This window comes from Chelativorans sp. J32, assembly GCF_000518985.1.
GTDB lineage: Bacteria > Pseudomonadota > Alphaproteobacteria > Rhizobiales > Rhizobiaceae > Chelativorans.
Window position 1 is genome coordinate 91,441 of record NZ_JAEQ01000005.1, and the last position, 25,382, is coordinate 116,822.

Consider the following 25,382-nt stretch of genomic DNA (forward strand, 5'->3'; position numbering starts at 1 on the left):
AGGCTTGCGTTCTGATCTGCTGCCTACCCCCTGCCACCGGCAGGGGCTTTCTAATGCGGATTTTGCGGTGCGTCAAAGCCCACGGGCGAAGTTCCGAGTCACTGAATCGATTGAAGTTTGAGCCTCGGGCCGATGCGCTAGGCGTGACGAATAAAACCGCTGCGCAAAGCCAGCCTCTCGCCAGGTCCATGGACGGCGGCAAATAGAAGACCGGCCATGAAGGTGAAGTGATCGACAAAGAAGCCGAACTCGGCCTCATTCCCGCTCCAGCGCGAGGGGCCATGGAAGGCGAAGGCGAGAAAAATGACGTATACCGCCGCCAAAAGCGCAGCTTCGGAAAAGAACGCGCCGGTAAGAAAGGCGATCATCAGCGCGACTTCAAAGAAAGCGGCCAGCCAGGCAAGGAGCAGCGGAAACGGGAATCCGGCCGAAGCGATATAGGCGGCGGTCGTCTCCATTCCCGCGAACTTGAACGCTGCCGCCATCGCAAACACGCCGGCAAAGATCAGCCTGGCCAGAAGAATTGCAGCGGTCTTGGCCATTTCCGTCATCCTTCCGATTGATTTCTGCGCAAAGGACGAAGCAGAGGCGGCCATTCCGACAGGCCCGGGCAAATGTTCCGGCGTGTCACCGCGTATCGAAACGGATCACATGGGCGGTCCAGTCCGCCGGGGCCGCGATCTGCTCGTAGAGCTTTCGACCGTCCGTGGGCTGGCGGGGCGCCTGCAGAACGAGCCGCGTCCAACCGCGCTCCTCCGCCTGGTCTCCAATGACGTCGATCAATGCGCGCGCGATGCCCTTGCCGCGATGATCGTGATGGACATAGACGTGTTCCACCAGTCCGTAGCGAAGCCCGGAAATGGGATCCGGCAGATCGTAGAAAATGGCAAAGCCCACAAGATCACCGTCGAGCCGGGCGCCCACCACCTCCACAACCCGGTCCTGCAACAGCGTTTCGGCATAGAAATCGTCAGGCCTGCGGGGCGCGCCCCGCTTCAGCGATTGCGTATAGTCGGCCAGGAGCGGCGCCAGCGCATGAGCGTCCTTGAGCCTCAAAGGCGCAATGTCGATCATATGGTTCTCGCCCATCTCGGTCCTCCTTCTGGCGAAAAAGCAATCGGCCAAATCGACTGCGTCTGTCAATGAGGCCGCTCCCGCAGGGGCGCGTGACAAAGATTGAGAAAGAGTTAATCTGCGGAAGGGACGTGGCAAGGAGGGCTCCCGATGCCTTTTTGCAGACATTTTTACCGAACAGAAAGGATAATCGCGGTGGCCGCTGTCCTTATCGCTTCCTCGCTGCCGGTCCTTGCCGGTGATGCCCCAGGCATGCGCTCCTATGCCGACAGTTTCGGCAATCTGGTGATCCATGATCCGGCCGGCTTCAAGCGCATCCTGGTCGGCAAGGGACGTTTCGCCGGGGGACATGCCCGCCGCGAAGGGCCCAAGGTGGTCTATCTGGAGGAGGATCGCGGGAGGCTCTACCTGCGCGAGCGGGGCAAATGCCGCTACGGCGCGCTGCTGCGCGGACGCAGCTATATGTACGGTCTGCCGGACAATGTCGTTCCGGTGCCGACCGTGACCTGCCGGTAACGCGCTCCAGCCGGGCGGGGTGAGATCGAAGAGCGAGGGGAGTCTTCCATGAGCGAATCCCGTGCGGCCAGGCAATTGCGCGACCATGTCGAGTCGCTGCAGACCATGACGCGGTTCGTGCTCGCCACGCTTGCGCTTGCGAGCGGCGTCTACACCTATCTCGGCGTTCGAGACCTGCTCGACGGGTCGCCAACGGTCGTCTTCTTCGCCGCCGTCATCTATTCGGCGGCCGTCTCGGTCGGCATCTACGGCTTCTGGACCTATCTCATGCGGTTCCTGCCGGAAATGCGTGATGCCACATCCCGGATGGCCCTTTTGGGGGTGATGGCAATCGGCTCGCTGATGATCATCGCCATGTCCTCCTGGCTCAATGCGGCGGCCCTTGCCGGATCGGCCGCCGTGGAGCAACACCTCGCCACCACCTTGGAAGAGTACACGGCCGATCTCGACCAGGCACATTCCAACGCCTTGGGCGCGCTCTCGCTCCTGCCGGACATTCAGCGGGCCTCCGGGCGCTTCGCGCGGCTTGCCGAAGACGAACGCAACTCCGGCGCCCTGACGGGCACGTCCGGGTCGGGCAGCGTCGTGCAACTGCTTTCGCAGATGTCGGCGCAGATGCGCGAGCTGGAGCAGACGATCCAAGGTTCGCGCGAGACCGTGGCCGGCCTTTTCAGCCAAGGCCAGGAGCGGCTTGCCGCCATGCGCGCGCTTGTGTCCGGCTCGGGCTCGGTTCAGCCGCGCGCGGACCGGTTCGCGGAGGAGGCCGTTGCGCTCGCCGGCGTGGTCGCCGCGCTCGAGCAGACATCCATCGCGCCCTCCGTCGCCCGCGCGGCGGCAGACCTTTCCGCCGGCTTCATCGCCCCGGTTGCCGACGGGACTTCGGCAGACCTCGCTGGCCGACAGGACCAGGTGATGGCCACCGTCCGCGAATCCGTTGCAGCGCAATCCAAGGCGCTGTCCGAAGCCGCCGCTGAAATCATGGCGCAGCCGAAGGTGCCGGAGCGGCGCTTCGTGCCGCTTTCCTCGGCCGAGGCTGTTCTGCTCTACGCGACGGATTTCCTGCCAAGCTGGGCCGGAGCCATTTCCATCGACCTTCTTCCCGCCGTTCTCGTCGGCGTGCTTGCCGTGGTCTATTCCTCGATCCGGCGCAACGAGGCGGCGCTGACCGACGCCGATCGCATGACGGCTGCAGAACTGCTGCGCGCGCTCGATCTTCGCGACGAACTCTCCCGGCGCGCCGCCCGCGAGCCTGCCACACCGGCCGAGACGGCGGATTCCGAGTTTCCGGCCGAGCATCCGGAGAACGTCACGCCCATTTCGGAACGCAAACGGGTTGAGCCATGAGCGAGCCGGACGGTCCCGCATCTGCCGGCCCGCCCCCGGAGCGCTCCGGGATCGTCGGCTATTTTGCCCGGCTCGATGACGGAGCGCTGATGCGCGGTGCCTTCATCGGCGTGCTGTTGGGCGCGGCGACGCTGGTGGGGCTCGACCTGCGGGACCTCGTGGAAGCCGAAGCTGGCCTCTTCCCGACTGTCGAGCCCGAGACCTTGCAGCACACACTTCCCATTCTGCCTCCGGCGGTTGACGCGAACCCGGAGCGCAAGCAGGCGAACGACCCGCGCCCCTTCATCACCGCCGATGAGGGCGCACTGCGCCAGCCCATCTCCTTCTCGCTGGATGCGGGCGGCGTGCTTCGGGTGACCGGCAGCATCGATCCCGGTTCAGCCGCCAGACTCAAGGTCGAACTCGATGCCCGCGGCGAATATGTGAAACATGTCAGTCTCAACTCCCCTGGCGGGGCTCTGGACGACGCCATCGCTATGGCACAGATGCTGCGGGAGCGCGGCGTTACGACGAGGGTGGAAGACGGGGCGATCTGTGCCTCGTCCTGTCCCCTGCTTCTGGCCGGAGGCACGGCGCGGGAGGTAGGAGAGCAGGCGGCCGTCGGGCTGCATCAATTCTACACGGCTTTCGATGCCGCGATAAAACCCGCCCAGGCGCTGGCTGACGCGCAGATGACGACTGCCCGCATATCCCGCCATCTGCAGGAAATGGGCGTTGATCCAGCCATGTGGCTACACGCGCTCGATACTCCGCCCCGCTCGCTCTATTATCTTACCGCCGAGGAGATGACGCACTACAAGCTGGTCACGGAAGGAAGCGGGATCGCCCAGCATTAGGGCCGGGCGACGCCGGAACCCCGCACCCCGTCGAGCGTTGAGGAGGCACCTGAGAGGAGCATCCCATGGCCGATACAATAGTGCTGACCGATCACGAGGAAATCCGCGACTGGGCCGCGGCACGCGCCGGCCAGCCGGTGCTGAGAACCCTCGGCACGTCACAGGACGAACCGGTGCTGGGTTTTTCTTTCGGTCAACAGGCTTATCAGGACACGGATCAAGGCTGGGACGAAATCGGCAATGTCGAGATCATCGAATGGGACGACTGGTTCCGCCTCTTCGATGAACGCGAGCTGGCGCTGGTGGTGGCTGAAGACGTTCCCGGCCAACGGGAAGAATTTCACGAGTTCATCCGCCGGCCCTGAGTAGGAACGCCGGAAGCGGCGCTTCAGTGATCAGGGGCGATCTTCACCGTAGGACCGGTCTGATATTTCTCCCGCCACTCCCCGTAGGGCATGCCGTAGACGATCTCGCGGGATTCATCCTTGGAAAGCGGGATACCGGCCTTCTCAGCCGCTTCGAGATACCAATTGGACAGGCAATTGCGGCAAAAGCCGGCAAGATTCATGAGGTCGATGTTCTGCACATCGGTCCGTTCGCGCAGATGCTCTAATAGGCGGCGGAATGCAGCCGCCTCGAGATCACGCTTCTGTTCCTCGGAAAGTTCAACCATGTCAGCCTCTAAATCGGTCCGGTCCGCGAGCCGAAGAATTTCACCTCGTGCATATCGGGCCGCCTGTTAAGATCTTCAAGAATCGGCGCAAGCCGCTCCGCCCATTCCACTGCTCCCGATTCAGCCACGACGAGATCCTGCCGGATTTCGATCAAGGCATGCGCGAAGCCATTGGATGTGCAATGACGGAACATCGTATCGCCGCGCAAAGCGCCGTCATAGGGCTCGTTGTCTCCCACCACCAGCCCGGGCAAAGCCGAAAGCGCAGCGATGAGGGGTTTTGCCGCCCGCGGATCGCGGTCCCACAGGATGCCTGCATGCCAGGGTCTTTCCCGCCCCTGCATGAAGGGCGTGAAGGAGTGGATCGAGATCACAAGGGGAGCTATGCGCGAAGCCGCGGCCACGGAGGCGACCATGGCGGCAACCGCATCGTGATAAGGCTCGTAAAAACGCTCTACCCGCTTGCGCCGCTCGCTTGGGCTAATGGGATAATTTCCGGGAATGACCGTGCCGTCGTAAAGCTGCCTGATGAGAGTGGGATCGTCCGGCCCGCGATTGGGATCGATCAGCAGGCGGGAGAACCGCGCCATCACGCCCGGAGCGCCGGTGATCTCCGAAAGCTTCCGCATGACCGTTTCAACGCCGATGTCGTAGGCGATGTGCCGCTGGAACTCGCCGGACGGCAACCCGAGATCGCCATATTCGTCGGGCAGGTCATTGAAAGCATGATCGGCGACGAGCACCAGCCCCTTGGAGCGGTCCCCGCCGATGAGCTCGAATGGAGAGAAAAGGGAACTTCGTGTCATCTGGAAATCGGAGGATTTTAGGGGCTGCCCCGTCTTCCCATGAAGAGGCGGCACATGCAATGCCGCGATTTGACCGTGTTCAAGGCGCCCGGCGCGTTGACAGGGCCATGCAGTTTGCGGAAAAGGGTTGCGACAGTCCTTCACTGAGCGTGATCATGCGATTCGTGGGCTATCCGACGCTGCAAAGGAGCGTTCTTGCGCTTGCCGCCACCGCGGGCTTTCTGCTCGCGGGGGAAGTGCCTGCTTCGGCCGATTTCCGCGTCTGCAACGCAACCCAAAACCTGGTCGGCGTGGCGATTGGTTATCGCGCCCGTGCGGGTTGGGTGAGCGAAGGCTGGTGGCATATCAAGCCGTCGAGCTGCGAAACGCTCATCGATGCTCCGCTGGAATCTCGCTACTACTATCTTTATGCGGAAGATGCGACGCGCGGCGGCCGCTGGGAAGGCCAGGTCCAGATGTGCGTGTCGGATACGGAGTTCAAGATCGCCGGTGTCAGTGATTGCTTCGCGCGCGGCTTCCAGCGCGCGGGTTTTCAGGAATATGACACTGGCGACCAGGAGAATTGGATGGTTCAGCTTACCGATGGTCCCGTGCCCGGAAATCCGGCTGTGACGGGGGCCGCCAACCCATGAAGCGGAGCCGCAAGGTAAAGATCCTGGCCACGCTCGGGCCTGCATCTTCTGATGAAGAGACGATTGCCCGCCTTCACGAGGCCGGTGCCGACGCATTCCGGATCAATATGAGCCATACGGACCACCCGACCATGCGTGAGTTGGTGGCCCGGATCCGCAATGTGGAAACGCAGGTGGGACGCCCGATCGGCATTCTAGCGGATTTGCAAGGCCCCAAGCTGCGTGTCGGCACTTTCGCCGACAAGAGCGCGACGCTGACGGTCGGCCAGGAATTCACGCTGGACGACGATCCGGCACCGGGCGACAACACGCGTGTGCATCTGCCGCACCCGGAAATCCTGCAGGCCATCGAGCCGGGCCATCGCCTCCTGGTCGATGATGGACGCCTGCAACTCGTGGCGCTGAAAGCCGACGGGCGCTCGATCGTCTGCCGTGTCATCGCCGGAAACAAGATTTCCGACCGCAAAGGCGTCAGCCTGCCCGATACGGAACTGCCGCTCGGAGCTCTGACGCAAAAAGACCGGCGCGACTTGGACGCCGTGCTCGCCACGGGTGTCGACTGGATCGCGCTTTCCTTCATCCAGAGGCCGCAGGATCTTGCGGAAGTACGCAAGGTGGCGCGCGGCCGTGCCGCCCTGATGGCGAAGATCGAGAAGCCTCAGGCTGTGAAACGCCTGCCGGAGATCATCGAGCTTTCGGATGGGCTGATGGTGGCGCGCGGCGATCTCGGCGTGGAGATGCCTCTTGAGGCGGTGCCCGGAATCCAGAAGCAGATTACCCGGGCCTGCCGCCGCGCCGGCAAGCCGGTGGTGGTGGCCACCCAGATGCTGGAATCCATGATCTCGGCCCCGGTCCCGACCCGCGCCGAGGTGTCGGACGTGGCAACGGCGGTGTTCGAGGGCGCGGATGCGGTGATGCTCTCCGCCGAATCGGCAGCCGGCCAGTATCCCGTCGAGGCAGTCGCGATGATGAATGCGATTGCCACCCAGGTTGAGCGGGACTCCGTTTTCCATGACGTCATCAATGCGCAGCGCAGCGAACCGGAGGCGACGGGGGCCGACGCCATTTCGCTTGCCTCACGCGAGATCGCGGAAACCCTGAACCTCGCCGCCATCATCACCTATACCTCCTCCGGCACCACGGGTTTGCGCGCCGCGCGCGAACGGCCGCGGGTGCCGATCATTGCACTCTCGCCGGTGGTCGAAACGACGCGGCGCCTCAGCCTCGTCTGGGGCACGCATTGCGTCGTTTCCGAAGACGCGACCGATCTCGACGACATGGTGGATCGTGCCTGCCGCATTGCCTATGAGGAACAGTTCGCAAAGCCTGGCGACCGGGTGATCATCACGGCAGGCGTGCCGCTCAGGACGCCCGGCGCCACAAACATGCTGCGCATCGCCTATATCGGCTCGGACGGGCTCGGCGGCCTTTAACGAATGGGGCGGCAGCGCCGCCCTATTCCCCTATAAGCGAGCCAGCAAAAGGTGCGGTGCCAGCCGCGCTCAAGACCGGAATCGTTTTTCGGAAAGCGCAATGATTTAAATCAATGGCTTACAACGTTCATTGTGCGTTCTGAAGAACGCACACGCCGCAGGTTCAAGCCAAGGAATAAAATCCTTCTTGACTCCTGGGGTCGGCTCTGGAATCCATAGGAACATAACAGGAACAATCTATCTGCCGGAGTGAACGGCATGGCACGCATGGCCATGGCGAAAGAACAGATTTTTGCCCTGCGTCGGCAAATCGCGAAGATCGAGGGCAGCTTGCCCGAGCGTTTTGCCGTACCGGAAGCAGCTTCTGGCTGCGAGGCTGCCCTGCGTCGCTACGGCCGCCCTGAAAAGGCTCCGGCGGCTGGAGTTCCTCTATCAGAAACGGGTGCGCCACATCTCGATGCCGCGCTCGGGAATGGCATTTTGCAAACGGCTCTGACGGAAATAACAGGACGGGAAACCCGCGACAGCGGAGCCGTGTCCGGTTTTGCCCTTGCTCTTGCCGCACTTGTCTCGCGTAGCGGCGAGGGCAGAGAAACCGCCAGGCCGGTTCTTTGGATCGGCCTGGCGGATATGCTCTCCGAAGGCGGCTTTCCCTACGCGCCTGGCCTGGAGCAGTTTTTTGGCCTAGCGCCGGAAAAACTGCTTCTGGTGCGTGCAAACCGGCTGGAGGATGGGCTTTGGGCTGCCGAAGAAGCTGCCCGCCTGGGCAGTTTTTCTGCCACCATCCTGGAATTGCGTGGCAATCCAGCCAAGCTTGACCTGACCGCCACCCGCCGCCTTCACCTTCGCGCAAGGGAAGCAGGACGAGCGCTCCTGCTCGTCCGCCACTCGGCCGAGCCGGTGCCGACCGCAGCCCCCACACGGCTACTTGTCTCGCCCGCAGCTTCTCCCTTGCGGGAAACCCTTGCCGGCCCTCTCCCCCGCTCGATCGGACCACCGGCCTTTGCCGTGACCTTGTCCAAAAGCAGGACCGGGAGGAACGGATCATTCGTACTGGACTGGAATCCCCATGACTTTGCTTTTCAGGAAAGATGGCCCTCCCGAGAACGGCAACTTGTTCGCAAGAACGGCCGAGCGCAGGATTCTGGCGATCTGGTTGCCGCATCTTTCAACGGATCGGATTCTGCGCCGGCGCCATGGGGCGGGCTGGCGCATGGGCAGGAACGAAAGCGCGCCAGCTGATTTCCCGCCGCTGGTGATAAGCCAGCGGGAGAACAATGCGTTGCGCATCGCTGCCCTGAATGAGCAGGCTGAGCTCCTTGGCTTGAAACCCGGCATGGGCATCGCGGACGCGCGCGCCATGTATCCCGGCATAGAAGTCATGGAGGCCGATCCCGATGCCGATCGGCAATTGCTGGAAAGCTTGGCCGATTGGTGCGATCGGTTCACACCCTTGGTAGCGCTCGACGGCCGAGACGGCCTATTTCTGGACATCAGCGGCTGCTCCCATCTCTTTGGCGGTGAGGATGCAATGCTTGCCGAAATCATCCGCCGGCTGACCCAACAGGGCTTCGATATTCGCGCCGCACTGGCATCGACGCCGGGCATGGCCTGGGCTTCCGCGCGACACTCCCATAGCCGCGACCGAAATGTGCCTGCCGGGCAGGAGGAACAGACTCTGGCTCCTATGCCGCTTGCTGCCCTGCGCCTGGAAGAGAAAACCCGGACCGGCCTGGAAAGGGTGGGACTCCGTTATGTCGGCGCTCTCATCGACGCGCCGCGGGCGCCGCTCGCCCGTCGTTTCGGCCGCATGCTTGTTACACGCCTGGATCAGGCGCTTGGCGTGGTCGAGGAAGCCATTTCTCCACGCCTACCCGTTTCCCCCCTTTCGGCCGAGCGCCAGCTCGCCGAACCGATCGGGACGACGGAGGAGATCGAGCGGTTGATCCTCATCCTTGCCCGCACCTTGAAGCCCGATCTGGAGCGGCGCGGCGAAGGCGCAAGACGTTTATTGCTTTCCCTGTTCCGGGTCGATGGCGTGGTGGCGCGCATTGTTGTGGGCACCTCGCGGCCGCTGCGGGAACCCACCACGATTGCCAAATTGCTCTATGAAAGGCTTGCGGCTCTCGAAGGCAGTCTCGACCCCGGTTACGGATTCGACATGGTGCGGCTTTCCATTGCCGTCGCCGCGCCTTTTGAGATGGAGCAAACGGACCTTGCGGAAGGCACATCCATAGCGGAGGAGGAATTTTCGCTTCTTGCCGACCGCATTCGCGCCCGTCTGGGGGAAGAGGCCGTCCTCGTTCCCGCTCTGGCCGAAAGCCATTTGCCTGAACGCAGGGCTCGTTTCGTCTCTTCCGGCAAGGAAATCGCCCGCCCGACGAGAACGTCTCAGCCTATGGCGGGAGGCAGGCCCATCCGCCTCCTGGAAAAACCCGAACCGGTGGAAGCTTCGGCAGAGGTGCCGGAGGGCCCTCCTCTTTCGTTCCGCTGGCGGCGGGCGCTCTACCGGGTGGCCCGCGCCGAGGGCCCGGAGCGCATCGCGCCCGAATGGTGGCGTGAGGAAAAGCCAGGGCAAACGCGCGATTATTTCCGTGTCGAGGACATGGATGGCCGCCGCTATTGGCTCTATCGGGAGGGACTTTATGGCGAGCAGACCGCGCCGCGTTGGTTCCTGCACGGGTTTTTCCCATGACAGCCGTTCCCGCCTATGCCGAATTCGGCGTCCAATCGAATTTTTCCTTCTTGCGCGGCGCTTCGCGGCCGGAGGCGCTCGTCATCACAGCAAGATTGTTCGATTTCTCCGCCGTGGGTCTGGCCGACCGCAACTCGGTGGCGGGCGTGGTGCGCGCCTGGGTTCAATCCAAACACATCAAATTGACAGAGGATTCCGAGCCAACCCGCATTCCCTATCATCCCGGCTGCCGGCTCGTTTTCTCCGACGGGACACCGGACGTTCTCGCCTATCCGCAGGACCGGCAGGGCTGGGCGCATCTCTGCCGGATGCTGACCGCTGCCAATGAGCGAGGGGAAAAGGGCAATCCCGATCTGCATATCGAGGATTTTCTGGAATGGGGGGACCATATGTCTCTCGCAATCCTGCCAGATTTCCGGAAGTCCGCGGAAGATACCCTTGCTCTCCTGCGCTCGCTGAAAAACCGGTTTGGGCGCAATCTGCGCCTCGCCGTCTCTCCTTCCTATGGAGGCGATGACCACTGGCGGCTGGCCCAGGCTGCCGGCATGGCAGCGGCCGCCGGCCTTTCGCTGATGGCCACCAATGACGTGCTCTACCATGCGGCGGAGCAACGTCCTCTCCAGGATATCCTCACCGCCATCCGCCTTAACACGACGATCTCCGAAGCAGGCTTTGCATTGGAGGCCAATGCCGAACGCCACATGAAGCCCCGGGAGGAAATGGCGCGCCTCTTTCGCCATTATCCGGAAGCGTTGACCGAAACGCTTCGCTTCGCCGAAAGCCTCACTTTCTCGCTCGGCGAACTGAAGCATAACTATCCCGACGAGGTATCCGAGTCCGGGCTTCCGGCGCAGGAGGAACTGGCGCGCCTGGCCTGGGAAGGTGCAAGGGAGCGTTTCCCAGACGGCGTCCCCGAGGCGCAAAGGGAGCTTATTCATAAGGAACTCGCTCTTATCGAGCGGCAAAATTACGCGCGCTATTTCCTCACCGTCTACGACATTATGAGGTTTGCACGCTCACAGGGCATTCTATGCCAGGGCCGGGGCTCGGCGGCCAATTCCCTCATCTGCTATTGCCTGCGCATCACGGATGTCGGACCCGACATTATGGATCATCTGCTCGAGCGCTTCATTTCCGAGGAGCGTGGGGAGCCGCCGGATATCGACGTCGATTTCGAACATCAACGTCGTGAGGAGGTCATTGCCTATATTTACAAGAAATACGGGCACAAGCGCACCGCGCTGGCCGCTTCCGTCATCTCCTATCGCGGACGTCTGGCGCTTCGCGAAGTGGCCAAGGTGCTCGGTCTTTCCGAAGATGTCACTTCGGCGCTCTCCGGCTCTGTCTGGGGGTGGTCAAGCGAGGAGGTGGGCGAAACGGCAACCAAGGCCGCGGGCCTCGACAAGACCGATCCCAAGACGAAGCAGCTGGTCGAACTGGTCAACGGGATCATGGGCTTTCCGCGCCATCTTTCCCAGCATGTAGGGGGCTTCGTCATCACCAAGGACCGGCTCGACGAGATCGTCCCCATCGTCAAGACGGCGATGGAAGAGCGCAAAATGGTCGAATGGGACAAGGACGATCTCGACAATGTCGGCCTTCTCAAGGTCGATGTGCTCGCGCTCGGCATGCTGTCCTGCCTGCAGCGCGCCTTCGGTCTTCTAGAAGAGAAATACGATGTCAGGGACGATTACGGTCGTCCTCTCGAATTGGCGACGATCCCCCCGGAGCAAAAACCTGTCTACGACATGATCAGCCGCGCCGACACGATCGGCGTCTTCCAGGTGGAATCGCGGGCGCAGATGTCGATGCTGCCGCGCCTGAAACCGAAAGAATTTTATGATCTCGTGATTGAGGTGGCGATCGTCCGGCCTGGTCCCATCCAGGGCGATATGGTGCATCCTTATCTAAAGCGGCGGGAGGAAAAGGAAAAACCCGAATATGTGCGGCCGGAACTCAAAGCCATTCTGAAAAAGACGCTCGGCGTTCCGCTTTTTCAGGAACAGGCGATGAAAATCGCAATTGTAGCTGGCGGCTTCAAGCCAGCGGAAGCGGACCGGTTGCGCCGCGCTATGGCGACCTTCAAACGAACTGGCTCGGTAACGGACTACAGGCAAAAGCTGATCAAAGGTATGGAGGAAAACGGATATCCGCGCGAGTTCGCCGAACGTTGCTTCAGGCAGATCGAAGGCTTCGGCGAATATGGCTTTCCCGAAAGCCATGCCGCCTCCTTCGCCCTTCTTGTTTATGCATCGGCCTGGTTCAAGACGTATTACCCCGACGTTTTCTGCGCAGCGATCCTGAACTCCCAACCCATGGGCTTTTACGCGCCGGCCCAGATCGTGCGTGACGCGCGCGAGCATGGTGTGGAAATCCGCGAGGTGGATATCAACTCTTCGGAATGGGACTGCATTCTTGAAGAAGCGCCCTTCGATCCCGCTCGCGTGGCGGCGCAACATGCCGACATGCGTTCTATCATCGAGACAAAACATGCCGTGCGCCTCGGCTTCCGCCAGGTGAAAGGCCTTGCGGAAGCGGACATGAAGCAGCTCGTGTTAAATCGTGGCGCCGGATACCGTTCGGTTCGCGATTTGTGGCTCCGTTCGGGATTGAGCAGGAGCGTGCTCGCCCGTCTTGCGGATGCGGATGCTTTCCGATCCTTAGGGCTCGATAGACGGACGGCACTCTGGGCCGTGCAGGCTCTGGACGGAACATGCGCGACGGAGCGCCTGCCTCTCCTCGACAGGCCGGAGATCGGTCTTACCGAGCATGAGCCGGAAATGAAGCTGCCCTCCATGCCGCTCAGCATGCATGTGGTGCATGATTATCAATCGCTCAGCCTGTCTCTCAAGGCGCATCCCGTTTCCTTCCTGCGCGACCAGCTTGCTGCGGAGAAGATTACTCCCAATGCTCGCTTGCAGAATGTGAGCAATGGGAGGCGCGTCTCCGTTGCGGGCCTTGTGCTCATCCGTCAAAGGCCGGGCACGGCAAAGAATGTCATCTTCATGACCATCGAGGACGAGACGGGTGTCGCCAATATCGTCGTATGGGACAGGATGTTTAAACGCTTCCGCCCGCAGGTGATGGGCGCCCGGTTCGTGCGGGTCGACGGGAAGCTGCAAAGCGCATCCGGTGTCATCCACGTGGTTGCCGAGCGGATCACCGATCTGAGCGCAAGACTCGGCACCCTGATGAAGGAACGGCAGGAGCAGGACCAGCTTGCGCGGAGGAAGGAGATAGCCGGGATCGAAGGAACGACGTGTATTTCCAGCAGCGGAACGTCACCGGGACGCGAAGCGGTACAGCCAGAAGAAGCAGGGGCTGCGCAATCGGCCGCCGTGGCTCGGGTCATGCCAAAGGGACGCAATTTCCATTAGACTAGAGCCTGGCCCTTAGACTAGAGCCGTGGCTCTAATGCTGTATCCGGCTTGGCTGCTCCGAGCCTGCGTTTTGCCGCCAGCGCCTCGATCATATTATCTTGCAGATTGTGTGACTTTAGCCAGCACGCCGGCATCACCTGGATCGATGCATCAAGTTCCGTGCAATCCGTGACCTCGGCAGGATGACGGTGATTTGCTTCAGCACGCGGAGATCCCCTGCACTGATGGGGGAGTAATTACGCTATAACGCGCCCCAAGGCCGACCTCAATCCGGCCCCAGGCCTCGTCACGTCCACCAATCTACCGAGCACTAGCCCGGCCACCCCGTTTTGATGGAAGCTTCAGGCGCGCTGCCGCTTCCATCCAGGTGACCGTTCTAACGATCGGTAACGATCTTGACCCTGTCGCCAGCCGAGAGATTTGCGCCGGGTCCAAGCCCGTTGAGGAGGCGGAAGAGGTCCATCTTGCGGTCGACGCCCACCATCTGATTCGCAAATGTCGCGACCGTGTCGCCGGGCCGCACCGTCAGGACGCGAATGCGCAGCGGCTTCAATGCCGCGCGTTCTGCCGGGTTCAGCACGCGGAAGCTGTTGCTGATCGCCCTTGCGACGGGCTCGAGTTGATTGCTTCCGCGCGGCGCACCGGTTAGCAACCGGTAGACCTGGTCACCGACACGCACCACCATCACGTCGAATTGCCATTCGCCGGCATAGGCCCGCGCGCTCGCCGCTTCATGGCCGTTGATCGTTGTGGCCTGCACCGTGCCGGTATCGAGACCGGCCAGCCACCCGTCCTGAAGATAATCTGTCAGAGAAAGCGAGCGCGGAACCGTCGCACCATCAAAGCGGAACGCCAGTTCGCCCGGGCCGGCCGCGACAACCTCGCCGGCCGAATTGTCGATCACGAAACCTTCCGGCACGGAGAAAGCCACCCCCAATGTGGGATGCAAAAAGTCACGCCCTCGCACATAGCCCTGGTCGGGCTTGTCGCCGTAAAGCAGTCCGTCGATGCCTTCCAGAAACGGGGTGCGATCACGTTCACCGGTGCCGGGCATGCCAAATTGACGGGCGTGACGCTGCGCAAGTTCAATGCGTCGGGGCGCATTGGGGTGGCTTGCCAGGAAGTCCAGGCTTGCGTCGTTCTCGCCCTTTACGGAATAGAATTTCTGATACGCATCCATCGACTGGAGAAAGCGCGCCGCGGCATAAGGATCATAGCCCACACGTCCGATGGTCGCGATGCCGATCGCATCTGCCGCCAGTTCCTGGTTACGAGAGAACTGGGCGAGTTGCAGCTTTCCGCGCCAGACCGCCGCCTGAGCTCTTTTGTCGGAACTCAACACCTCATCGACAACGCGTGACGCAAGCGTCGCTTCGGCCTCTCGCCGCTGGCGTTCCAGGCCGTGATTCGCGGTCACATGCGCCATCTCGTGAGCCAGCACGGCAGCGATTTCGGCAGAATCGTTCGCGAGCGCCAGAATGCCCCGCGTGACATAGAGATAACCGCCGGGCAATGCGAAGGCGTTGATGTTTGGCGAATCGAGGATCGTGATGCGATAGGTCTGGGAGGGGTTCTCCGGATCCTGCGACAGCTTTCCGACGACGCGCGCGAGCATACGCTCAAGCTTCGGGTCCGAATACTCCCCCCCATAGGTCTGGACGATCTTCGGATGCTGGCGGCGCGCGAGATTGGCGAGCGAATCGCTCCGCATCACGGTATCCACCGTCATGGGATTGGACGACGGTTTGAAATCCGCGTCCGACGAGACGTCGAGTGACTGGCAGCCGGAAAGCGCGAGCGCACCGATGAGCAGAGCCATGCAGTGGCGGTTCCGGACGGCACCCATAAATCCTGTGGCACTGAAACGAGGCAGAGCAGACATCCTTTCGACGGGTTTCCGTCCCGCTGGGTTTGACGACGACCTAGCCATAGTCTGTGATTCAAGACAATGATCTACGCGCCACAGTTGCCGGACCGTTTCAAACAACCGGCCTTGTGACGATAAATAATGACCGAATCTGGCCGAACAATAGACCGGGCCGTTATCGGGATAGCCTCCTCTCGCCAAGGTAGCGCGCGAAAGCGGCAGGCCCCTTCCCGGCAAGGAACTCCGAAGTGGCGCCGGAAGCCGCTATAGTCCCATTTTCGACGAAAACAAGCCTGTTCGACAGGCGCTCCGCGTCGTGCGGGTCGTGCGTCGCCATGAGGATGGTCATTGCCTGCTCGCGATGCAGTTCGGCGACCAGGTCGAGCATCTCGTCCCTGAGAGCGGGTCCAAGAGAGGCGAACGGCTCGTCCAGAAGAAGAACCGGCCGTTGGCGCACCAGAACACGTGCGAGGGCCACCCGCTGGCGCTCTCCTCCCGAAAGGGCCTGCGGCAATCGCTTCTCCTTTCCGGCCAGGCCGGTCTTTACGATGGCCTCGTTCACCGCTGCCCGATCAGCCTGGGAGAGCCTTAGCGACGGGGAGCGGCCGAGCCCGACATTCTGCTCCACCGTCAGATGGCTGAAGAGGTTGTTTTCCTGGAACACCATCGAGACCGGCCGCTGGAAGGGCGGAAGACGCGTGACGTCAGCCTTTCCGATCAGCACCTCTCCCGAGCCGGGGCGCTCGAAGCCCGCGATCAGGTTGAGCAGCGTCGACTTTCCCGAGCCGCTCGGCCCCATCAGCGCGACGATCTCAGATGCCGGCACCAAAAGATCGAAACGCATCGCCTGCCCGCCAGGATAAGCGAAACGAACCTCGTCGAGCTTCACGGAAGCGCCCTTATGTGGCGGAACCATCAGGAGTTCTCTTTCCCCAATAGGTGGCGATGAACATCAAGCCGAGGCAGAGGATGCCGAGAAAAAGAGCAAGCCCGGCTGCATCGGCGGTACGGTAGCTGCCCATGCGCTCGAAGAGCAGATAAGGCAAGGTCTTCACGCGATCGCTGCCGAAAAGGGCGATCACGCCGAGATCCCCGAGGGAAAGCGCCATGGCAAAGGCGAGGCCCGTTGCGGCAGGCCGCCTGAGCGCCGGCCAGTCGACAAGGCGAAAGCGGCTCCAGCCCCTGATGCCGAGGGCCAGGCAGAGCTTTTCATGGCGCGCGCTCGCTGCATCATAGGCAGGGCGGATGGCCCTCATGGTGAAAGGCAGCGCCATTGCGGCATTGACTGCCACCACCATCAACGGAGCGAAGGCAAAAACGTCACCGAAGTGGCGAAGAAGGATGAACCAGCCTGCGCCGATCACGATCGGGGGCACGATGAGCACCATGCTTGCCCCTGTGTCGGTCAGGCGCTCGAGCAGCCGCGCTCTTCTGCCTCCGCGCGACATCTCGAGCGACCGCCTTGCCATCACCAGCGCGATCGAGAGCAGGAGACAGAGGAATGCCGCAAGGCCGGCGAGGATGAGACTCGTGGCTGTGGCATCGAGAACGGCCCTCTCGCCCGCAAGCCGTGGGAGGTCCGCACCAAGCCCGGCGATCACCGTGGCAGCCATTGGACCAGCAACGAAGACCAGTGCAAGCAGGAGCACTCCGAAATTGAAGGATGTTTCCGCCGGCCGCGGGAAGACGGAGCGCCGCGGTGCCGCCGGCAGACTGGCATCGGCGGTCATCGTGGCGCCCAACTGGAAGAGAACAAACACGATCAATGCCGTAAGCGCGACCTGCACCAATGTCAGCGCGATGGCACGCGCGGGATCGAAATCGAAGCGGAGGGCCTGGTAAATGGCGACTTCAAGCGTGGTCGCGCGCGGGCCGCCGCCGAGGGTGAGCACAACCGTGAAGGAGACCGCGCAGACCATGAAGACCAGCGTGGCGACGCCTGGCAACGCAGCCCTCAGGACAGGCCATTCGACGAGCCTGAAGGTTGCGCCTGCCCCCATGCCTAGCTGCGCGGAGAGCTTCCATTGGTCGGCCGGAACGGTTTCGAGCGCGGCAAGCAACAGCCGTGCCGCAAGCGGCAGATTGAAGAAGACATGGGCTACCAGGATTCCCGAGAGACCGTAAATCCCCTGCCATCTTTCGCCGGACAGTGAGGATAAAAACGGGGCCAGGAATCCGGCCCTTCCATATAGGGCCAGGATCCCGAGCGCAGCGACGATTCCCGGCAGAGCCAGCGGAACGGCGAAAAGCTGGAGGATGAAGCCCCGCCCGAAGAAGCGGGGATGGCGCGCGAGCGCGCGGGCGACCAGGATTGCCGGAAGGACGGAAAGCAATGTGGAAAGCCCGGCCTGAAGCAGGGTGAACCGGGCGACGCGGAGCAAATAGCCGTCGAAGGCTGAAACCGCTCCGTGCCACGACTGCAGTGCTTCCTGCCCGAGCCCGACGAAAGCGCCGAGAACGAGGACGCCCAAAGCCAGCAGGGCAAGCATGCCGGCATAAATGCGCCCGCGCCGGGAATAAACCTCCCTCACCGGCTCATCACGGACAGCCACTCGTCAACCCAGGCCTTGCGGTTCTCCGCCACTTCCTGCGAGGAAAACATGAGTGTCCTGGCGGGCTGGACGAGCTTGTCGAACGCAGGATCGAGCGGAGCCGAGGTCTTCCCGGCAGGGAACATCCAATTGGTCTCGGGGATGGCATCCTGGAAACCGGGCCCGGTCATGAAGGAAAGGAACCGCTCTGCAAGCGCCTTGTCCTTCGCTTTCACGGTGCGTGCCGCCACCTCGACCTGTAGATAATGACCTTCGGAGAAGCTTGCCGCCTTGTAGCGTTCGGTCCCATCGGCGATCTCGTGATAAGCTGGCGAAGTCGTATAGGAGAGCACCATCGGGACTTCCCCATTGGTGAAAAGCCCGTAGGATTCGCTCCATCCAGGTGTCACCGTCAGCACATTGTCCTTGAGCTTGCCCCAGGCTTCCGCGGCTTGGTCACCATAGACCGCTTTCATCCAAAGAAGCAGGCCGAGACCGGGCGTGGAGGTGCGCGGATCCTGGATCGCGATCTTCAGGTCATCCCCCGCCTCCACCAGATCGTGCAGGCTTTCCGGCGGGTTCTTCAAAGCTTCCGTGTCATAGACAAAGGCGAAGTAACCATAGTCATAGGGCACGAAAATATCGTCTTCGAAACCCCCGGGAACATTGATATTGCCGGGATCGATGCCGTGCGGCGCAAAGAGGCCGGTCTCCTTCGCCTCGTAGGTGAGGTTCGTGTCCAGCCCCAGCACGATATCCGCCTCAGTGCCTTCGCCCTCAAGGCGCAGCCGGTTGAGCAGAGCGACGCCATCGGCAACCGACACGAACTCGAGATCGCAGCCGCATTCGGCCTCGAAGGCCTTTTCCACCACCGGTCCGGGGCCCCATTCGGAGGTGAAGCTTTCATAGGTGTAGACGGTCAGTTTTTCCTGAGCTGAAGCCGGGACACCCGCTATACCCAGAGCCAGGGCCGCAAATAAAGCTGTTCTGCGCATCGGCGCCTCCAATTGTTCTGCGGGGAAGGCGCTTTGTCTCAGCGTCTAATCCCTCCGCCGGTACGATCCGGATCAGGTTCCGCGGGTTGGCGCATGCCTCTCAGCCGGTCTCGCCGGCACCCCGTTAGAGCGGGGCGAAAATAGGGCAGAGCGGGAACGGGTGCAAGGGACCGGAACCCCGCTGGATGGAAACGGGCCCCATTTGCAGAATCCGCATGCTGAAGCTTGACATTCGAGCTTTTCATCGTCTATGTGCGCCCATCGAATTTTGGCGCGCCCGGGCGGCGCGTCTTTCGTTTCGGCCAGCGGGCCACAACTTTTCCGGCCGTTGGGCCGCAAACGGGCAAGACAATGAAGATCAGAAATTCGCTGAAAGCGTTGAAAGGCCGTCACCGTGCGAACCGCATGGTTCGCCGCAAGGGCCGCATCTACATCATCAACAAGTCAAATCCGCGCTTCAAGGCTCGCCAGGGCTGACCAAATCGAGGCCACATGGCCTCACGCGGTTTTTGCTTTTATCCCGGCGCAAAGGCAGGTAATCTTGCCTCATGCGCCGTTTCATTTTCTTAGTACCCGTCGCCGCTGCGCTTCTGTTTTCGCCGGCACAGGCGGAGAGGCAAACCTCACCGCAATCTCAGACCGAACAGTCGGCCCACCGGAGCCGGCTCGATGAGCTTTTCGCGGAACTGAAACAGGAGCGCAACGAGGCGGCAGCGCGCCGCATCGCCGGCCGTATCCGGGAGGAATGGCAACGCTCAGGCGGCGCGACGGCCGATGTGCTCATCCAATGGGCCCACAAGGCCGCGGGCGAGAAGAAATTCCATGTCGCTCTCGACCTGCTCGACCAGGCCGTCACGCTTTATCCGAACTATGTGGAAAGCTGGAACAACCGCGCGCTCGTCTATCTCATGATGAACGACTTCGACCGCGCAATGTCGGACCTTTCCCAGGTTCTTGCAATCGAGCCGCGACACTTTGGTGCGATGAGCGGCCTGGCAGGGGTGTTGCGGGTGACGGGGAACGACGAGGGCGCGCTTGAGATCTATCGCCGTATGCTCGAAGTCTATCCGATGCAGCGCAGTGCTCAACGCGCATTGCTGGATCTCACCGACAAGAAGACGGACGAGCGGCTTTGAGATCAGCGGGACGGATTTGCAACAAGCAGTCGGCAGGAATTGAAATGGCTTCGGGCGACTGCCCCACACGATAATAATGATGCTGAGGCGTTTCTTCTGCCGGCATCCCACGCCAAACATCCCCGCATCACCGCGTTCCATGGCCTCTCGAATCGCGAGCGGGAACGCGCTATATGCGCGGCAAAGGATATAAAATGGCCCACCTCTACCAGACACGCGCCTGGCACGACCAGCTTTCACCATCCCTAGCGGAATTCGAACTCCTGGCGATGGAGACTTATGCCAGCCTGCCGGAGGAATTCCGTAAGCTCACCGGCGATATCATCATCCAGGTCGCGGAGTTTCCCAGCGAAGAGATCATGGACGACCTGGCGTTGGAGACACCGTTCGATCTGCTCGGCCTATTCGAGGGACGGGGCATCGCGGAACGCTGGAACCCCGCCACCGGAGAGGGGCCCAACCGCATCACACTCTACCGCCGCGCGATCCTCGATTACTGGGCCGAGAACGAGGAGACCTTGGGCGATATCGTGGCGCATGTGCTGATCCACGAGATCGGCCACCATTTCGGGCTGTCGGACGACGACATGGCGCGCATCGAAGAAACGGTCGACGAATTGCCTGATCCCGGTTCGCGATGATCCGGCTACAAAGCACAGCAATAAGGCTTCACCCCACCGCCTGATGGCCACAGCTGAACAGCAGCCGCGGCTCGGTGAATTTCACCTTCGATACGCAAAGCCGCGGACGTTCCGCGACTTTGCTGGTTGGAGCAGCTGGAGCAGCGAAAAGATACGCCGTACGTCCATTCGGGCGCACAAAGGGCGCTGGAAGTTGTTGAAACGGCGCATCCTGCTTTCCGAAAGCCGATTCCGGTTTTCGGGCCGATGCTGTAGAGCGCCCGCTACGCTTAGTAACCCCTGTCGTAACTGCCACCCTTGCGGCGGTCTTTCTTTGCAGCCTTGCGGGCTGCGTAGCGCGCGTCACGCGCAGCCTTCTGCTCAGCCTTGAGAAGCCTGTCGAGCTCTGCCTCCTCGGCGGCAAGGCGCGCAGCTTCTTCGGCTGCGAGGCGCTCGGCTTCCGCGGCGGCGGCTGCCGCAATCTCGGCCTGGCGGGCAAGCTCAGCTTCCTGCTCCAGCCGAACGCGCTCGCGCTCGGCTTGCCGCTCCGCCCGGGCTGCAGCGATCGCCTCGCGCTCGCGGCGCTTTTCGATCATGCGCGGATCGTCTGGCCCCGGCGCCGAACGGAACTTTTCCAGCATGGCCTGGCGTGCCTGTGCCGCGTGCTTGCGGCGATCGTTGAAATCCGGGATCGCGTTCTTTCTCATCAGTTCAGTCACTGTCCTTCATTGGAGTATTGGCTAGAGGAATGAGGCATTGGCTACGGGATAAGGACCCGAGGGATAATGTTCGGGTTGGAGCTTGGGCTCTGGCGCCGGCAGTCGAACGGCTGAGAGCGGACGAACACCACGATGTCAGGCTACGTCGAATCCGCGATCTGCTGACCACGCGGTAACCCTGGCTTCTCAAGGTGAGATTTCGAACTAGGATTTCAACCGCCTTGAAAACACAAAAGCCGCGGCGTTCCGCGGCTTTAAGAGAAACTGGAGCGGGCGAAGGGATTCGAACCCTCGACCCCAACCTTGGCAAGGTTGTGCTCTACCCCTGAGCTACACCCGCTCGCGCGGTGAAACACCGCAAGCGGCGCTTATATGGCCGAACTCATCGGCGATTGCAACAGGGAATTCGCGTTTCTCTCACGATGATCGCAAGAGCCGGCCATATGGCCGCGGAGTGCGGTTCCCAACTTGCACGTTCCGGCGCAAAGCGCCTAAACAGGTCCGATCTGGGGTTTTGGAGAGCGATATGCCGGCAGCGCCCGAAGACCTGATGCGCCACCTTGCCGAACTCGGCATCGAGGTCCAGACGCACAATCATCCTCCGCTTTACACGGTGGAAGAATCACGCAGCCTGCGTGGCGAGATTCCAGGAGCGCACACGAAAAACCTGTTCCTGAAAGACAAAAAGGACCGTTTTTTCCTCGTGACCGCGGAAGAGGATGCGCGCATCGATCTCAAGACGATCCATCACGCCATCGGCGCTTCGGGACGCGTGTCCTTCGGCAGCGGAGAAAAGCTCCTGGCACTCCTGGGTGTGACGCCGGGCTCGGTCACGCCTTTCGGCGCAATCAACGATACCGAAGGTCAAGTCACCATCGTTCTCGATGAGGCGCTGGTGGAAAGCGAAGTGATCAACGCCCATCCACTCCACAACGAAGCGACCGTTTCCATCCCAAGCGCGGATTTGCTGCGGTTTCTCCGCTCCACCGGACACGAGCCGCTCATCTTGAAAGTATCGCAATGATCGCCACATCTCGGAAGCCACTTTGCGTTTGGCCGATCGGCTGCTATTCGCAAAGCTTGAGTGACAAAAGTCGAGGCAGAGATGAACGACCGTGAAAATCCCTATGCGGGCGGCGGAATGACCGGCAATGTCACCTTCGGGAATGCCCCCCGGGGGGACACAGGCGCCGGCGCGGCGGCGGGGCTCTCAGCTGCGTCTTCCGGAGGCGATCTCATCAAGGACACGACCACGGCGGCCTTCACGGCGGATGTCATCCAGGAATCGCGCAAGCAGCCGGTTCTGGTGGATTTCTGGGCACCCTGGTGCGGGCCATGCAAGCAGTTGACGCCGGTTCTGGAAAAAGTCGTCCGGGAGTCGGGCGGCCGGGTGAAGCTGGTGAAGCTCAATATCGACGATCATCCGGCTATTCCGGGCCAGCTCGGCATCCAGTCTATTCCAGCCATCATCGCCTTCAAGGACGGGCAGCCGGTGGACGGCTTCATGGGCGCCGTTCCCGAGAGCCAGATTCGCGAGTTCATCAAGCGGGTCTCTGCGGGCGGAGGCAAGCAGGTAGAGGATGCGCTCGCGGCAGCAGCGGAGGCGCGGGAAACCGGTGACCCGCAGATGGCGGCACAGATCTATTCCGCGGTGCTGCAGCAGGAACCCGAGCATGTCGAAGCTCTCGCAGCCCTTGCCGACCTCCTGTTCGAAGCCGGGCAGACGGACGAGGCGCGATCCCTGCTTGATCGTGTGCCGGAGGCCAAGAAAGATGCCGCTTCCGTTGCGGCGGTGCGCGCCAAAATGGCGCTTGCCGAGCAGGTCGCCGGGTTGGGCGATCCAGCCGAGATGCAGCGGCGGCTCGCGTCGGACCCTGACGATCACCAGGCGCGTTTCGACCTGGCGCTGATTCTCAATGCTCAAGGCAAGCGCGCAGAGGCGGCCGACAATCTTCTTGCCATTATAAAGGCCGATCGCAGCTGGAATGATGACGCGGCTCGAAGCAAGCTGCTTGAGCTGTTCGATGCGTGGGGAATGACCGATCCGGCAACCCTCGCCGCTCGGCGCAAGCTCTCCTCGCTCCTGTTCTCATAGCTCCTGCAGCCGGGGCAAAGCGGCAGGCTGCCGAAGCCTTGCTTCGGTCCGGAGATACGATGTGAAAGCCGGAAACGCTTTTTACCGCGATCCTACCGACCTGCCGGGGGCAGTTCCGGTCTTTCCCCTTTCCGGTGCTCTCCTTCTCCCCGGCGCGCGGCTTCCGCTCAACATCTTCGAACCGCGTTATCTCGCGATGGTCGATCATGCGCTTTGCGGCGACCGCCTCATCGGCATGGTCCAGCCTCGTTTCGACCGGCAGCCAGAAGAAGGAGCAGAACCGCTCCTGTGCGAAATCGGCTGCCTTGGCAGGCTTGTTTCCATGACCGAGACCGGAGACGGGCGTTATCTCATCAACCTGCAGGGAGTCTGCCGATTTCGGTTGCGCGAGGAAATCTCCGTCGAGACGCCGTTCCGGCAATGCCAGATCCGCCCGTTCCCGGAGGATCTTCAGGAGGATCGCTCGGCTGGCGAGGTCGACCGTGTGAAATTCCTGCGGACACTTCGCGCTTATTTGGAGGCGAACGAATTGGAAGCCGACTGGCAAAGCTTTCTCCGCGCCGAGAATGGCGTTCTCGTGAACGGTCTTGCCATGATGGCGCCCTTCGGGCCTGCGGAGAAGCAGGCGCTTCTCGAGGCTCCCGACCTGAGGATGAGAGCCGAAACGCTGATCGCCATTACCGAGCGCATCCTCGCCCACAAGGAAGGTGATGCCGGCCGGACTCTGCAATAAGACGCCAGGCGGGCCGTTGAAAGGAATAAAGATGAGTGATGGGCGGCGAACGGAGAGGAGCCCGATAGACCCCAAGCTCCTGGAGCTTCTCGCATGCCCTATCACCAAGGGTCCGCTGAAATGGGACCCGGCGAAAAACGAGCTCATTTCGGCCAAGGCAGGGCTTGCATTTCCGGTACGTGACGGCGTTCCCGTAATGCTGCCTTCGGAAGCTCGGCCGCTCGACCCGGATAATCGCTAGACCGCTCTTCCCCGGCCCGGAACTAGCGATTGCGCCTCAGCGCCGTCACCTCGATCTCGATCTTCATTTCCGGCTTGTTCAAGCCGCAGACGATCATGGTCGCCGCAGGGCGGATATCGCCAAAGACTTCGCCGAGGATCGGGAACACGCTATCCACATAGGCCTCGTCGGTGATGTAATAATGCGCTCTCACCACGTCTGCCATTTCGAAGCCGCCTTCCTGAAGAGCGGCTTGGATCGTCGAGAGACAGTTGCGGGTCTGCTCTTCCACCGTATCCGGCATTTTCATGGTTTCATAATCGTAACCGGTCGTTCCGGAAACGAAACACCAGTCGCCATCGACGACAGCGCGGCTATAGCCGGCTGTCTTCTCGAATGGCGAGCCGGTGGAAATCAGGCGGCGCATGGAGGCGCCCCTCAGGCCCAGGGGCGGCTTTCGGCGTAGTTTTGCTCGAAGGACTGGATTGCGGGCGCCTTCTCCATGGTGAGCCCGATATCATCGAGGCCGTTCAGGAGGCAATGGCGCTTGAAAGCGTCGATCTCGAACTTGATCACACCACCGTCAGGCCCGTGGATCTCCTGCGCCTCAAGGTCCACGGTCAGCGTGGCATTGGCGCCGCGCTCGGCATCCTCCATCAATTTGTCCAGCTCCTCGGGGGATACCGTGATGGGCAGGATGCCGTTCTTGAAGCAGTTGTTGTAGAAAATGTCCGCAAAGCTCGTGGAAATCACGCAGCGGATGCCGAAGTCGAGCAGAGCCCAAGGGGCGTGCTCGCGGCTCGACCCGCAGCCGAAATTGTCGCCGGCGACAAGGATTTTGGAGTTGCGATAGGCGGGCTTGTTCAGCACGAAATCGGGATTTTCCGAGCCGTCCTCGTTATAGCGCATCTCGGCGAAAAGGCCGGTGCCAAGGCCAGTGCGCTTGATCGTCTTCAGATAATCCTTCGGGATGATCATGTCTGTGTCGACATTGACGATCGGCAGTGGGGCGGCGACGCCGGTGAGCGTGGTGAACTTTTCCATGGGCTTTGTGCCTGTCTGCAACCAGTTTTGTTT

Annotated in this window: 27 protein-coding genes, 1 tRNA gene and 1 riboswitch; of the genes, 16 read left to right on the forward strand and 12 right to left on the reverse strand. The window is 61.7% G+C overall.

Translation table 11 applies throughout. The features are described 5' to 3' along the window. Positions 1 to 137 precede the first annotated feature (137 nt). Together CHEJ32_RS0109525 and CHEJ32_RS0109530 are read right to left on the reverse strand one after the other, a co-directional pair. A complete protein-coding gene (locus CHEJ32_RS0109525) occupies positions 138 to 542 on the reverse strand; it encodes a DoxX family protein (protein WP_028033672.1) in 405 nt (134 codons plus the stop codon). 85 nt (positions 543 to 627) lie between these two features. Beyond that, positions 628 to 1,089: a GNAT family N-acetyltransferase gene (locus CHEJ32_RS0109530; protein ID WP_028033673.1), complete on the reverse strand. Its 462-nt coding sequence runs from the start codon at positions 1,087 to 1,089 to the stop codon at positions 628 to 630. Positions 1,090 to 1,269: 180 nt separating this feature from the next. Here CHEJ32_RS0109530 and CHEJ32_RS0109535 point away from each other — a divergent pair, with 180 nt between their 5' ends. The 4 genes from CHEJ32_RS0109535 to CHEJ32_RS0109550 all read left to right on the forward strand — a co-directional run bounded on the left by CHEJ32_RS0109535 (position 1,270) and on the right by CHEJ32_RS0109550 (position 4,135). Further along, positions 1,270 to 1,590, forward strand: coding sequence for a hypothetical protein (locus CHEJ32_RS0109535; RefSeq protein WP_245261049.1), 321 nt, complete (start codon positions 1,270 to 1,272; stop codon positions 1,588 to 1,590). A gap of 48 nt (positions 1,591 to 1,638) precedes the next feature. Continuing rightward, the gene (locus tag CHEJ32_RS0109540; protein ID WP_028033675.1) at positions 1,639 to 2,934 is read left to right on the forward strand and encodes a hypothetical protein; all 1,296 of its coding nucleotides are present in this window, start codon (positions 1,639 to 1,641) and stop codon (positions 2,932 to 2,934) included. Continuing rightward, complete coding sequence (locus CHEJ32_RS0109545; RefSeq protein WP_051469571.1) at positions 2,931 to 3,770, forward strand: hypothetical protein; 840 nt, start codon at positions 2,931 to 2,933, stop codon at positions 3,768 to 3,770. The genes CHEJ32_RS0109540 and CHEJ32_RS0109545 overlap by 4 nt, the downstream gene beginning before the upstream one ends. 65 nt (positions 3,771 to 3,835) lie before the next feature. After that, positions 3,836 to 4,135, forward strand: a complete 300-nt coding sequence (locus CHEJ32_RS0109550) for a hypothetical protein (RefSeq protein WP_028033677.1) — start codon at positions 3,836 to 3,838, stop codon at positions 4,133 to 4,135. 23 nt (positions 4,136 to 4,158) lie between these two features. On the opposite strand, the gene CHEJ32_RS0109555 is transcribed toward CHEJ32_RS0109550, so the two are convergent. Both CHEJ32_RS0109555 and CHEJ32_RS0109560 read right to left on the reverse strand, forming a co-directional pair. Then, complete coding sequence (locus tag CHEJ32_RS0109555) at positions 4,159 to 4,443, reverse strand: DUF1244 domain-containing protein (RefSeq protein ID WP_028033678.1); 285 nt, start codon at positions 4,441 to 4,443, stop codon at positions 4,159 to 4,161. 8 nt (positions 4,444 to 4,451) lie between these two features. Beyond that, positions 4,452 to 5,249 (reverse strand): N-formylglutamate amidohydrolase, encoded by a 798-nt coding sequence (locus CHEJ32_RS0109560; protein ID WP_028033679.1) that lies wholly within the window; start codon positions 5,247 to 5,249, stop codon positions 4,452 to 4,454. Positions 5,250 to 5,404: 155 nt separating this feature from the next. On the opposite strand from CHEJ32_RS0109560, the gene CHEJ32_RS0109565 reads away from it, so the two are divergent. The 5 genes from CHEJ32_RS0109565 (at position 5,405) to CHEJ32_RS24315 (ending at position 13,386) form a co-directional block, all read left to right on the forward strand. After that, positions 5,405 to 5,881, forward strand: a complete 477-nt coding sequence (locus CHEJ32_RS0109565; protein ID WP_084032751.1) for a DUF1036 domain-containing protein — start codon at positions 5,405 to 5,407, stop codon at positions 5,879 to 5,881. Next, a complete protein-coding gene (gene pyk / locus CHEJ32_RS0109570; protein WP_028033681.1) occupies positions 5,878 to 7,314 on the forward strand; it encodes a pyruvate kinase in 1,437 nt (478 codons plus the stop codon). Before CHEJ32_RS0109565 ends, pyk begins: the two co-directional genes overlap by 4 nt. Positions 7,315 to 7,572: 258 nt before the next feature. After that, on the forward strand, positions 7,573 to 8,556 hold the full coding sequence (locus CHEJ32_RS24310) for an ImuA family protein (protein ID WP_245261050.1): 984 nt from the start codon (positions 7,573 to 7,575) through the stop codon (positions 8,554 to 8,556). Next, positions 8,528 to 10,009: a DNA polymerase Y family protein gene (locus CHEJ32_RS0109580; protein ID WP_245261052.1), complete on the forward strand. Its 1,482-nt coding sequence runs from the start codon at positions 8,528 to 8,530 to the stop codon at positions 10,007 to 10,009. The genes CHEJ32_RS24310 and CHEJ32_RS0109580 overlap by 29 nt, the downstream gene beginning before the upstream one ends. Next, positions 10,006 to 13,386, forward strand: a complete 3,381-nt coding sequence (locus CHEJ32_RS24315) for an error-prone DNA polymerase (protein WP_034658155.1) — start codon at positions 10,006 to 10,008, stop codon at positions 13,384 to 13,386. Before CHEJ32_RS0109580 ends, CHEJ32_RS24315 begins: the two co-directional genes overlap by 4 nt. Positions 13,387 to 13,765: 379 nt before the next feature. Here the strand turns inward: CHEJ32_RS24315 and CHEJ32_RS0109590 are convergent, their stop codons facing one another. The 4 genes from CHEJ32_RS0109590 to thiB form a co-directional block, all read right to left on the reverse strand. Continuing rightward, positions 13,766 to 15,208 carry a M48 family metalloprotease gene (locus tag CHEJ32_RS0109590; RefSeq protein WP_028033683.1) on the reverse strand — a complete coding sequence of 481 codons (1,443 nt, stop codon included), beginning with the start codon at positions 15,206 to 15,208 and terminating at the stop codon, positions 13,766 to 13,768. Between the two features lie 223 nt (positions 15,209 to 15,431). Next, positions 15,432 to 16,172: a thiamine ABC transporter ATP-binding protein gene (gene thiQ, locus CHEJ32_RS0109595; protein ID WP_028033684.1), complete on the reverse strand. Its 741-nt coding sequence runs from the start codon at positions 16,170 to 16,172 to the stop codon at positions 15,432 to 15,434. After that, the gene (gene thiP / locus CHEJ32_RS0109600; RefSeq protein ID WP_028033685.1) at positions 16,156 to 17,808 is read right to left on the reverse strand and encodes a thiamine/thiamine pyrophosphate ABC transporter permease; all 1,653 of its coding nucleotides are present in this window, start codon (positions 17,806 to 17,808) and stop codon (positions 16,156 to 16,158) included. Before thiP ends, thiQ begins: the two co-directional genes overlap by 17 nt. Continuing rightward, the gene (gene thiB / locus CHEJ32_RS0109605; protein WP_028033686.1) at positions 17,784 to 18,782 is read right to left on the reverse strand and encodes a thiamine ABC transporter substrate binding subunit; all 999 of its coding nucleotides are present in this window, start codon (positions 18,780 to 18,782) and stop codon (positions 17,784 to 17,786) included. Before thiB ends, thiP begins: the two co-directional genes overlap by 25 nt. A gap of 32 nt (positions 18,783 to 18,814) precedes the next feature. Next, a riboswitch (TPP riboswitch) is annotated at positions 18,815 to 18,916 on the reverse strand. Positions 18,917 to 19,133: 217 nt separating this feature from the next. On the opposite strand from thiB, the gene ykgO reads away from it, so the two are divergent. The 3 genes from ykgO (at position 19,134) to CHEJ32_RS0109620 (ending at position 20,559) form a co-directional block, all read left to right on the forward strand. After that, positions 19,134 to 19,259, forward strand: coding sequence for a type B 50S ribosomal protein L36 (gene ykgO, locus CHEJ32_RS0109610; protein WP_028033687.1), 126 nt, complete (start codon positions 19,134 to 19,136; stop codon positions 19,257 to 19,259). A 71-nt stretch (positions 19,260 to 19,330) separates the two neighbouring features. Continuing rightward, positions 19,331 to 19,918: a tetratricopeptide repeat protein gene (locus tag CHEJ32_RS0109615; RefSeq protein ID WP_028033688.1), complete on the forward strand. Its 588-nt coding sequence runs from the start codon at positions 19,331 to 19,333 to the stop codon at positions 19,916 to 19,918. A gap of 194 nt (positions 19,919 to 20,112) precedes the next feature. Continuing rightward, positions 20,113 to 20,559 (forward strand): metallopeptidase family protein, encoded by a 447-nt coding sequence (locus CHEJ32_RS0109620; RefSeq protein ID WP_028033689.1) that lies wholly within the window; start codon positions 20,113 to 20,115, stop codon positions 20,557 to 20,559. 269 nt (positions 20,560 to 20,828) lie between these two features. Here CHEJ32_RS0109620 and CHEJ32_RS0109625 read toward each other — a convergent pair whose 3' ends face one another. Together CHEJ32_RS0109625 and CHEJ32_RS0109630 are read right to left on the reverse strand one after the other, a co-directional pair. Next, complete coding sequence (locus CHEJ32_RS0109625) at positions 20,829 to 21,245, reverse strand: DUF6481 family protein (RefSeq protein ID WP_028033690.1); 417 nt, start codon at positions 21,243 to 21,245, stop codon at positions 20,829 to 20,831. A gap of 277 nt (positions 21,246 to 21,522) precedes the next feature. Continuing rightward, a tRNA-Gly gene (locus CHEJ32_RS0109630) sits at positions 21,523 to 21,597 on the reverse strand. A gap of 186 nt (positions 21,598 to 21,783) precedes the next feature. On the opposite strand from CHEJ32_RS0109630, the gene CHEJ32_RS0109635 reads away from it, so the two are divergent. The 4 genes from CHEJ32_RS0109635 to CHEJ32_RS0109650 all read left to right on the forward strand — a co-directional run bounded on the left by CHEJ32_RS0109635 (position 21,784) and on the right by CHEJ32_RS0109650 (position 24,326). After that, on the forward strand, positions 21,784 to 22,281 hold the full coding sequence (locus CHEJ32_RS0109635; protein WP_028033691.1) for a prolyl-tRNA synthetase associated domain-containing protein: 498 nt from the start codon (positions 21,784 to 21,786) through the stop codon (positions 22,279 to 22,281). Between the two features lie 81 nt (positions 22,282 to 22,362). Further along, positions 22,363 to 23,352 (forward strand): thioredoxin, encoded by a 990-nt coding sequence (gene trxA / locus CHEJ32_RS0109640; protein WP_028033692.1) that lies wholly within the window; start codon positions 22,363 to 22,365, stop codon positions 23,350 to 23,352. A gap of 61 nt (positions 23,353 to 23,413) precedes the next feature. Next, positions 23,414 to 24,085: an LON peptidase substrate-binding domain-containing protein gene (locus tag CHEJ32_RS0109645; protein WP_028033693.1), complete on the forward strand. Its 672-nt coding sequence runs from the start codon at positions 23,414 to 23,416 to the stop codon at positions 24,083 to 24,085. A 31-nt stretch (positions 24,086 to 24,116) separates the two neighbouring features. Then, on the forward strand, positions 24,117 to 24,326 hold the full coding sequence (locus CHEJ32_RS0109650; RefSeq protein ID WP_028033694.1) for a Trm112 family protein: 210 nt from the start codon (positions 24,117 to 24,119) through the stop codon (positions 24,324 to 24,326). A gap of 22 nt (positions 24,327 to 24,348) precedes the next feature. Here the strand turns inward: CHEJ32_RS0109650 and CHEJ32_RS0109655 are convergent, their stop codons facing one another. Both CHEJ32_RS0109655 and leuD read right to left on the reverse strand, forming a co-directional pair. Further along, on the reverse strand, positions 24,349 to 24,732 hold the full coding sequence (locus tag CHEJ32_RS0109655; RefSeq protein WP_028033695.1) for a RidA family protein: 384 nt from the start codon (positions 24,730 to 24,732) through the stop codon (positions 24,349 to 24,351). A gap of 11 nt (positions 24,733 to 24,743) precedes the next feature. After that, the gene (leuD, locus tag CHEJ32_RS0109660; protein WP_028033696.1) at positions 24,744 to 25,349 is read right to left on the reverse strand and encodes a 3-isopropylmalate dehydratase small subunit; all 606 of its coding nucleotides are present in this window, start codon (positions 25,347 to 25,349) and stop codon (positions 24,744 to 24,746) included. Between the last annotated feature and the right edge of the window lie 33 nt (positions 25,350 to 25,382).

Excerpts from the sequence above, each read along its gene's own strand:
- CHEJ32_RS0109550 (WP_028033677.1), top strand. The coding sequence starts at position 3,836 with ATGGCCGATACAATAGTGCTGACCGATCACGAGGAAATCCGCGACTGG.
- CHEJ32_RS0109620 (WP_028033689.1), top strand. The coding sequence starts at position 20,113 with ATGGCCCACCTCTACCAGACACGCGCCTGGCACGACCAGCTTTCACCA.
- CHEJ32_RS0109540 (WP_028033675.1), top strand. The coding sequence starts at position 1,639 with ATGAGCGAATCCCGTGCGGCCAGGCAATTGCGCGACCATGTCGAGTCG.
- CHEJ32_RS0109545 (WP_051469571.1), top strand. The coding sequence starts at position 2,931 with ATGAGCGAGCCGGACGGTCCCGCATCTGCCGGCCCGCCCCCGGAGCGC.
- CHEJ32_RS0109555 (WP_028033678.1), bottom strand. The coding sequence starts at position 4,443 with ATGGTTGAACTTTCCGAGGAACAGAAGCGTGATCTCGAGGCGGCTGCA.
- CHEJ32_RS0109650 (WP_028033694.1), top strand. The coding sequence starts at position 24,117 with ATGAGTGATGGGCGGCGAACGGAGAGGAGCCCGATAGACCCCAAGCTC.
- CHEJ32_RS24315 (WP_034658155.1), top strand. The coding sequence starts at position 10,006 with ATGACAGCCGTTCCCGCCTATGCCGAATTCGGCGTCCAATCGAATTTT.
- CHEJ32_RS0109635 (WP_028033691.1), top strand. The coding sequence starts at position 21,784 with ATGCCGGCAGCGCCCGAAGACCTGATGCGCCACCTTGCCGAACTCGGC.
- CHEJ32_RS0109625 (WP_028033690.1), bottom strand. The coding sequence starts at position 21,245 with ATGAGAAAGAACGCGATCCCGGATTTCAACGATCGCCGCAAGCACGCG.
- leuD (WP_028033696.1), bottom strand. The coding sequence starts at position 25,349 with ATGGAAAAGTTCACCACGCTCACCGGCGTCGCCGCCCCACTGCCGATC.
- CHEJ32_RS0109615 (WP_028033688.1), top strand. The coding sequence starts at position 19,331 with ATGCGCCGTTTCATTTTCTTAGTACCCGTCGCCGCTGCGCTTCTGTTT.
- CHEJ32_RS0109565 (WP_084032751.1), top strand. The coding sequence starts at position 5,405 with ATGCGATTCGTGGGCTATCCGACGCTGCAAAGGAGCGTTCTTGCGCTT.
- trxA (WP_028033692.1), top strand. The coding sequence starts at position 22,363 with ATGAACGACCGTGAAAATCCCTATGCGGGCGGCGGAATGACCGGCAAT.
- CHEJ32_RS0109530 (WP_028033673.1), bottom strand. The coding sequence starts at position 1,089 with ATGGGCGAGAACCATATGATCGACATTGCGCCTTTGAGGCTCAAGGAC.
- CHEJ32_RS0109560 (WP_028033679.1), bottom strand. The coding sequence starts at position 5,249 with ATGACACGAAGTTCCCTTTTCTCTCCATTCGAGCTCATCGGCGGGGAC.
- CHEJ32_RS0109580 (WP_245261052.1), top strand. The coding sequence starts at position 8,528 with ATGGGCAGGAACGAAAGCGCGCCAGCTGATTTCCCGCCGCTGGTGATA.
- CHEJ32_RS0109525 (WP_028033672.1), bottom strand. The coding sequence starts at position 542 with ATGGCCAAGACCGCTGCAATTCTTCTGGCCAGGCTGATCTTTGCCGGC.
- pyk (WP_028033681.1), top strand. The coding sequence starts at position 5,878 with ATGAAGCGGAGCCGCAAGGTAAAGATCCTGGCCACGCTCGGGCCTGCA.
- thiQ (WP_028033684.1), bottom strand. The coding sequence starts at position 16,172 with ATGGTTCCGCCACATAAGGGCGCTTCCGTGAAGCTCGACGAGGTTCGT.
- CHEJ32_RS24310 (WP_245261050.1), top strand. The coding sequence starts at position 7,573 with ATGGCACGCATGGCCATGGCGAAAGAACAGATTTTTGCCCTGCGTCGG.
- thiB (WP_028033686.1), bottom strand. The coding sequence starts at position 18,782 with ATGCGCAGAACAGCTTTATTTGCGGCCCTGGCTCTGGGTATAGCGGGT.
- ykgO (WP_028033687.1), top strand. The coding sequence starts at position 19,134 with ATGAAGATCAGAAATTCGCTGAAAGCGTTGAAAGGCCGTCACCGTGCG.
- CHEJ32_RS0109655 (WP_028033695.1), bottom strand. The coding sequence starts at position 24,732 with ATGCGCCGCCTGATTTCCACCGGCTCGCCATTCGAGAAGACAGCCGGC.
- CHEJ32_RS0109590 (WP_028033683.1), bottom strand. The coding sequence starts at position 15,208 with ATGGCTCTGCTCATCGGTGCGCTCGCGCTTTCCGGCTGCCAGTCACTC.